Raw genomic sequence first — 6,744 nt, 5'->3', positions numbered from 1 at the left:
GCTTGTGCCTCGCCTCCTTCCCTTGTTTTCTCTTGCCTGCCGCGGCCGGCCCGCGAGAAAAGAAAAGCCTTCCCGCGGAAACGGGAAGGCGCGGACGCGCGAAACCGATAACCGAGTCCCGTGCTCACGGGCCCCGGAATGGCATCTTCGCCCTCGCCTTTCTCCCCGCGCAAGCGCAACCGAGCTGCGGGCGAGCGGTGCGACCATGGCCGCCCGGCTGGGCGCGCCTCCTCATCTTTCCCGCCTGTGGGTCAGCGTCGTCCACGGATTCTCCCATAAGTCAAACCACTGGGGCCGACCCCCTGGCCGTTCCCCATCCGCGCTGAGGCTGGCTCGGCGTCCGTCGCCGCCGCGGCCCACTCAACGGGCCGCCGCCGAACCGCCGTCAAAATAGTATCAGACGGTGCGGCCGCGGTCAAGCCGCGTCGCAAGCAGATCAGCGCGCCGCCCGCAGCGCCTGTTCCACCGTGGTGCGAAAGCCCTGAATCATCTGCGCGTTTTCGAGCACCCCGATCTCCAGCTCGTACTCGCGGCGCTCGCCCGGCTCCAGGAACTGCAGCGTGCCCCGCTCGCGCTCCTTGGCGCGCCCCTCGACCAGGCAATTGGCGGGCTCCATGCCCACGACATAGTCCACCTGGCCCATCATCTTCCACTCGGTGAAGCGCGGTAGCTGGTCGGCCCTATAGGCCACATAGAAGCCGAAGCCGTGGCCGCCCGCAAAGCCCTCGTTGGCCAGAGCGGCGCGGATGCGCCCGTCGGCATCCGCCGCCAGCTCATGGTAATAGACCTGCTCGAGGTAGCCCGGAATCGGCGCCGGGAAGTCCGCGTAGAGCTCCTTGCCCTTCTCCGCCTCGGCGTCACGCGGCGTCGCCTTGAGGGTGGGGGAGATCAGTCGCCCCCCGGGGCCCACCGCGGGGTAGCCGCCGTTGATGTGGTAAAGCATCATGTGCTCGGTGGTGCGGAAGCCCACGTTCTCGACGACATCGCGCAGGAAGAAGCGGCTCTCCCCAAGGCGCGCGGTGATCTCGCGCGTGAGCAGAACGTTCTCGCCGAAGATGACCGCCTCCTGTACCTGGCCGCGCAAGGTCATGATGTAGTCGTCGCCCTGCCAGCGTTCATGCACCGCGATGCGGCCCGCGGGGAGGTTGGAGACGCGTCCGTGCAACCCCAGGCTGCGGCCCTGGTCCACGCTCGGCACGCCGGCGGTAGTAAGGCCGCAGGTCGCCACCAGCCCGCCGAAGAACGTACGCAGCCAGCCCAGCCCTTCCGGCTCGAAGAACCACGGGCCGGCGACGGCGCTGGGCGAGCGCCACGCCAGCGGGATGCCCCGCCAGTCGGCGCCTGCGATGTCCAGCCCCCGGCTGATGACGACGCGAAAACGAAAACCGCTGCCGGTGCTGATGTCCGCGACCCGAACGCCGGCCTCGACCCCTTCATCCAAGACCGCCAGTTCGATCCCGCACACCTGGCGCATGCTGCCGACGCGCTGGAGCAACTCGTTGCGAGTGATCTGTTCCCCGAATAGCTGAGCCATGGCGGGCCTCCTGTGACTGGGCTGCGAGGAATTGTAGGTCAAACCGTACGGAAACGCAAGCGCAAACGGCGGGCAGGAGCGGGTTCGCGGAAAGAGGGGATTCGCGCGTTCACCAAATCGAGTACGTGCTGGCGTCCAGTGCAGTCAGGGTCGAGCTGCTGTGCACCTCACCGGTGGAGCTGTTGTAGGTCCAGTCGGCGGCACCGGTGAAGGGGTCCGCGGGAAGGGAGCCGCTGCCAGTGCGCAAGTACGGGCCTTCGTACCCCGCGCGGTCCACGCTCATCCCCCGCCCGTCAACATCCGCGCTGACGGCGCTGCCATCGGCTGCCATGAGGTCGGCCAGCGAAGGTGGCCAGGCGGCGGTGTTGGCCTCAAAGCGCTCGATCGCGTCGCGCAACTGCTTGAGGTCGGCTCTGAGGGACGCCTCCTTCCCCCGCCGGCCGGCGGCGGTCAGCCTGGGGATTACGATCAGCGCGAGAATGGCGATGATGGTGATTACAATCAACATCTCGATCAGCGTGAACCCGCGTTGTCTGGAGAGGAACCTCTGCATCTCTTGGTCAACCGTCGCTTTGCGTAAGCCCTGGCACAGCGTCCCCCGGTGCCCATCCCTCTGTTGAGATTATTCCACAATGGCGCCGCTGTCTGGAGGGCGGCGCGCAACAGGAAAGGGGCCGCCGGCGGCGGAATATACGCGCTCTGGAGGTCGGCGTGCGCCCCATAATCCGCGAGATACCCTATCCGGACGACCCCTTCGCCTCGTTTTGCGCGCTGGCGCGCCTGCGCGCGCCGTTTTTCCTGGACAGCGCCCTGGTTGACGGTCGCTCGGGGCGCTGGTCGTTCATGGGCGCCGAGCCCTTCGCCCTCCTGGAATCGAAGGGCGCGAGGCTGCGCGTGTCGGGGCTGAGGGCTGACGGTGACCGTCGGAGCCCCTTTGCCGCGCTCAAGACCCTGCTGTCGCGCTTTCCCCTTGCTCGCGAGCCCGGTGATCCACCCTTCCTGGGGGGCGCGGTCGGCTACTTTGGATATGACCTGCGCCACTTCGTCGAGCGCGTGCCTCACGGGTGTGCGGACGACGCCGCCGTGCCCGATTGCCGCCTCGGGTTCTACGACGCGATCGTGGCGCTCGACCACCGGCAGCGGCGCGCGTATGCGATCGCAGCGCCGGTATTCGAGAAGCAGCACGAAGAGGCCGTGCAGCGCGTCCAGCGGATGGCGGCCTTGATCTCCAGGCCGTCCGCGGGAGTGCTTTCGCCGCCGTCGCGCGGCGGGCCGCGGGCGGCTCTGGCGGCGCACCCCGTGCCCGGCTGCTGGGACCTCTACTCGAATTTCACGCGCGACGGCTACCTGGAGGCGGTGGGACGCGCCAAGGAGTACATCGCCGCCGGCGACATCTACCAGGTCAACCTCTCCCACCGCCTGACCGCCCCCGTCAGGTGCGGAGCGCTCGATCTCTACGGGCACCTCCGCGCGATCAATCCGGCGCCGTTCGCGGCCTACCTGGACTGCGGGGACTTCGCGGTCTTGAGCGCGTCCCCGGAGCGCTTCCTGCGGGCTCGCGGGGCGCAGGTCGAGACGCGGCCGATCAAGGGCACGCGCCCGCGCGGGGCAACGCCACCGGAGGACGAGCGGCTTGCCCGCGAGCTCTTGACGAGCGAGAAGGACCGCGCGGAAAACGTGATGATCGTGGACCTGGAGCGCAATGATCTCGGTCGCACCTGCGCCTACGGCAGCGTGCACGTGACCGAGCTATGCGCGCTCGAGAAATACGAGACCGTGTTTCACCTGGTTTCGACGGTGGTGGGGCGACTGCATAAGGAGTTCACCGCGGTTGACTGCCTGAAGGCTTGTTTTCCCGGCGGCTCCATCACCGGCGCGCCGAAGGTGCGCAGCATGGAGATAATTGATGAGCTCGAGCCCACCTGCCGCGGCATCTACACCGGGGCCATCGGCTACGTCTGCTTCTCCGGCGACATGGACACCAGCATCGTCATCCGCACCCTCGTGGTCAAGGACGGGTGGGCGCATTTTCAGGTCGGCGGCGGCATCGTCGCCGATTCGGAACCGGCGGCTGAGTACCAGGAAACGCTGGACAAAGCGCGCGCGCTTATCACCGCCGTGGCGCGGCCGATGGGCATGGTGCGGGCATGACCGGCTCGACGCGCCCTGGAGACCTGGCCTACCTCAACGGCGAGATCGTCCCCACCGATCGCGCCCGCGTGCCGTTGCTGGATCGCGGCTACCTCTACGGCGAGGGCCTGTTCGAGACCATGCGGTCCTATGGTGGGCGCATCTTCGCCCGCGACCGTCACCTCGCGCGGCTGCGATCATCGGCGGCGGAGTTGGGCCTCGAATTCGGGGTGGGGGAGGACGACCTGGCACAGGCGCTGGCGCTTACCCTCGAGGCCAACCGACTGGCCGACGCTTACCTGCGCCTGACTGTTTCGGAGCAGTGTGACGCGCCTGGGATCGAGGCGCGGTCCGGGCGCTTCAGTATCAGCATCATCGCGCGGGCGCTGGAGATGCGCGCGGCCCCGCCGCCCCCGGTAACCGCCATCACCTTGCATCCGGGCTCGGCGCCGGCGGCGGCCCTGGCTCGCCACAAGACGTTGAGCTTCCTCGCCTACATTCGCGCGCGCGCCGCCGCCCGCCGGGGCGCGGTGGACGAGGCCCTGCTCCTCAACTGCGCCGGGGAGATCACCGAGGCCACCACCGCCAACGTCTTCTTCGTCATTGACGGGCGCCTGGTAACGCCGTCTGTGGAGTGCGGGTTGCTACCGGGGATCACGCGCGCGGTCGTCCTCGACCTTGCGCGCGCCCAGGGGATCGAGGCGGTCGAACGCCGCGTCCTGCCGGCAGAACTCGGCATGTGCAGCGAATGCTTCCTAACCAACAGCATCGTCGAATTGCAGCCGGTCACTCGCATAGACGGCAGACCGATCGGCGCCGGCGATCCGGGCCCGGCATGGTCGGCGCTGGCGCGGGCGTATGCGCGCACGGTCGCGGCTAGCGGTGCTTGAAGGCCTCCGGGTGCAGCCGGGCAGCGATGACCTCGATCCCCTCGACGATGCGAGGTCCCGCCCGAGCGACCGTGTCCGCGTTGATGACGTACACGCGGCGGTGACGCACCGCCGAAAGGCCGCGCATACTCGGGCGCTCGACGAACGCGCGCACCTGGTCCGCCTCCTCGCCCCCCGCCATCGAGCTTAGAAGAATCACCTCCGGGTCCTGCGCCAGGAGCATCTCGACGCTGTACTGCTTGTATCCTTGGATACCTCTCGCCGCATTGCGAGCGCCGGCGAGGCGAAGCAGGTGATCGGCGAAGGTGTCCGCGCCGGCGACCCACAGCGGGTCCTGCTGATAGATCATGATTACCGTCGGCTCGGCCAATCCCGCGACCTGTTTGCGAACGGCCAACAGGCGCGCGCGCGCGGCCGCCACCAGTTGCGCCGCTTGCGGGCGCCGGCCCGTGAGCGCACCGACGGCGCGGATGCACGCCATCACCTGATCGAAGTCGCGGGCGTCGGCGGCGTAGGTCGGAATGCCGGCTCGGGCCAGCGTGCGCAGCACCGGCCTGGGGTTGAGGCGCGTTCCCAGCGCCAGCTCCGGCGCCTGCGCCAGGATGCGTTCCACGCTGGGGTTGACGATGCCGCCGATCTTGGGCTTGGCTTTCGCTGCCGCGGGGTAATCGCAGTATGCGGTAACGCCGACGATCCTGTTTCCGAGCCCGAGCGCGAAGAGGATCTCGGTCATCGCCGGCGCCAGGGAGACGATGCGCTGCGGCTCCGCGCGCACGGTGACCCGGTTGCCTAGTGCGTCGCGCTGGGTCACCGGGAAGTCGTTGCCCCCGGCGTTGGCCGGCCGGGCGTCCGGGACGGCGCACCCGGCCAACAGCAGCACCGCCAGCGGCAGCAGCGAAGCAGGCCTCATCACTGGTCGCCTCCACCGCCTGGGGCTGGTCGGACGCGGAATGCCGTCAGGGCGCAACGCGGCCCGCGGCAGGGATCCGCCCCCCGGCCTGGGTGCTTCAGTCACGGTCGTAGAGCGAGTTATCGGTGCCCACGAATCCAAGCTGGTGCTCCTTGAAGACCGCATCCGGGTAGGTCCACCCGCTGCCGCGCGACAGGCCCATGCGCATGCTCTTGACGTGGCCGTCGCAGAAGGCGACACCTGTCATCCCGTGGTGGCGGAAATGGGTGGAGGGATCGGCCGGCGAATTGTTGTAGGCCTCGTAGTACGGAGCCTCTACAAACGAATACTCGATGAGGGTGCCGGTGCCGGTGTAGGTCGTCATGTCCCAGTCGAGGGTGGCGGTCTCGGCCAGCATGATGGTGTCCGCGGGCGACGTGATGTCGGCCTCCGACGCCGGGACCAGTGAAGCCGGCCAGGGTGCCGGGGAACCACCGACATACTGCGCGTTGTAGCCGTATCCCCCGGTCCCCAGCTCGAAGGCGATGGATCCGCTTGCGGGATGGAAGGACTTGCAGATCTTGATCTCGCGGCTCTTCAGGTAGGGATAGATGGGCCCGCGGGTCGGGTCAAAGGCCTCCGTGGTGCTGCTGCGGGCCCCATGCCAGCGGGTGAGGTTGGCCTCGTCCCACGCGGGCACGAAGGTCCCGTCGTGGTCGTCCGCATACATCAGCATCGCCATCGCCAGCTGCCTGACGTTCGACAGGCAATTGGACTGGCGCGCGGCGTCCCGGGCCGTCGCGAACACCGGAAACAGCAGCGCCGCCAGGATGGAGATGATCGCGATCACCACCAACAACTCAATCAGGGTGAAGCCTGCGTTCCTCAAATCCAGTGCCTCCTCAAGGTAGTGTGACTCCATGGCGGCGGTCCGCGAACCGCCTCCACCCTTCGGGTGCGCAGCCCGGAAAACGCAAATGCCCCAGACGCTGGAAGCGCTGGGGCATGGGAATACTGCGCGCTCACCCCCTTCCCGCGAAGTTGGTTATGAGCCATCAGCGAACAGATCGGTCTCCTGGCTTCCGCTTCATCCCGCCCTCGGTAGGGGCAAGGCATGCCTTGCCCCTACCGAGGGTGAACCTCGGCCCGCGCCTTCCCATCCCTTGAACGGCGGGGACAGTGGCCTGGTTGCGAGCCTCGTCAGCGGTTACAGTTGCGGGGCAGCGACGGCTTCACACCGTCTTCCCGTACATCTGTCCGCGCGAGTATTGACTTGTCAAAGCCCAACCCTATCAACGTTA

6 protein-coding genes and 1 riboswitch are annotated in these 6,744 nt (G+C 67.9%); of the genes, 2 read left to right on the top strand and 4 right to left on the bottom strand.

The annotated features are described in order from the left end of the window. Positions 1-436 precede the first annotated feature (436 nt). Positions 437-1,534 carry an aldose 1-epimerase family protein gene (locus VM221_07480; protein ID HUT74661.1) on the bottom strand — a complete coding sequence of 366 codons (1,098 nt, stop codon included), beginning with the start codon at positions 1,532-1,534 and terminating at the stop codon, positions 437-439. A gap of 109 nt (positions 1,535-1,643) precedes the next feature. Further along, positions 1,644-2,087, bottom strand: coding sequence for a prepilin-type N-terminal cleavage/methylation domain-containing protein (locus tag VM221_07475; protein HUT74660.1), 444 nt, complete (start codon positions 2,085-2,087; stop codon positions 1,644-1,646). Between the two features lie 158 nt (positions 2,088-2,245). Here VM221_07475 and pabB point away from each other — a divergent pair, with 158 nt between their 5' ends. After that, positions 2,246-3,685 carry an aminodeoxychorismate synthase component I gene (gene pabB / locus VM221_07470; GenBank protein ID HUT74659.1) on the top strand — a complete coding sequence of 480 codons (1,440 nt, stop codon included), beginning with the start codon at positions 2,246-2,248 and terminating at the stop codon, positions 3,683-3,685. After that, the gene (locus VM221_07465) at positions 3,682-4,554 is read left to right on the top strand and encodes an aminotransferase class IV (GenBank protein ID HUT74658.1); all 873 of its coding nucleotides are present in this window, start codon (positions 3,682-3,684) and stop codon (positions 4,552-4,554) included. Before pabB ends, VM221_07465 begins: the two co-directional genes overlap by 4 nt. Here VM221_07465 and VM221_07460 read toward each other — a convergent pair. Both VM221_07460 and VM221_07455 read right to left on the bottom strand, forming a co-directional pair. Beyond that, a complete protein-coding gene (locus tag VM221_07460; GenBank protein ID HUT74657.1) occupies positions 4,541-5,464 on the bottom strand; it encodes a helical backbone metal receptor in 924 nt (307 codons plus the stop codon). The two genes, VM221_07465 and VM221_07460, sit on opposite strands and share 14 nt — an antisense overlap. A gap of 97 nt (positions 5,465-5,561) precedes the next feature. Next, positions 5,562-6,365: a type II secretion system protein gene (locus VM221_07455; GenBank protein ID HUT74656.1), complete on the bottom strand. Its 804-nt coding sequence runs from the start codon at positions 6,363-6,365 to the stop codon at positions 5,562-5,564. A gap of 125 nt (positions 6,366-6,490) precedes the next feature. Further along, a riboswitch (cobalamin riboswitch) is annotated at positions 6,491-6,715 on the bottom strand. Positions 6,716-6,744 lie beyond the last annotated feature (29 nt).

The organism is Armatimonadota bacterium (genome assembly GCA_035527535.1).
GTDB lineage: Bacteria > Armatimonadota > Hebobacteria.
This window is presented reverse-complemented; position numbering and strand designations above follow the sequence as displayed.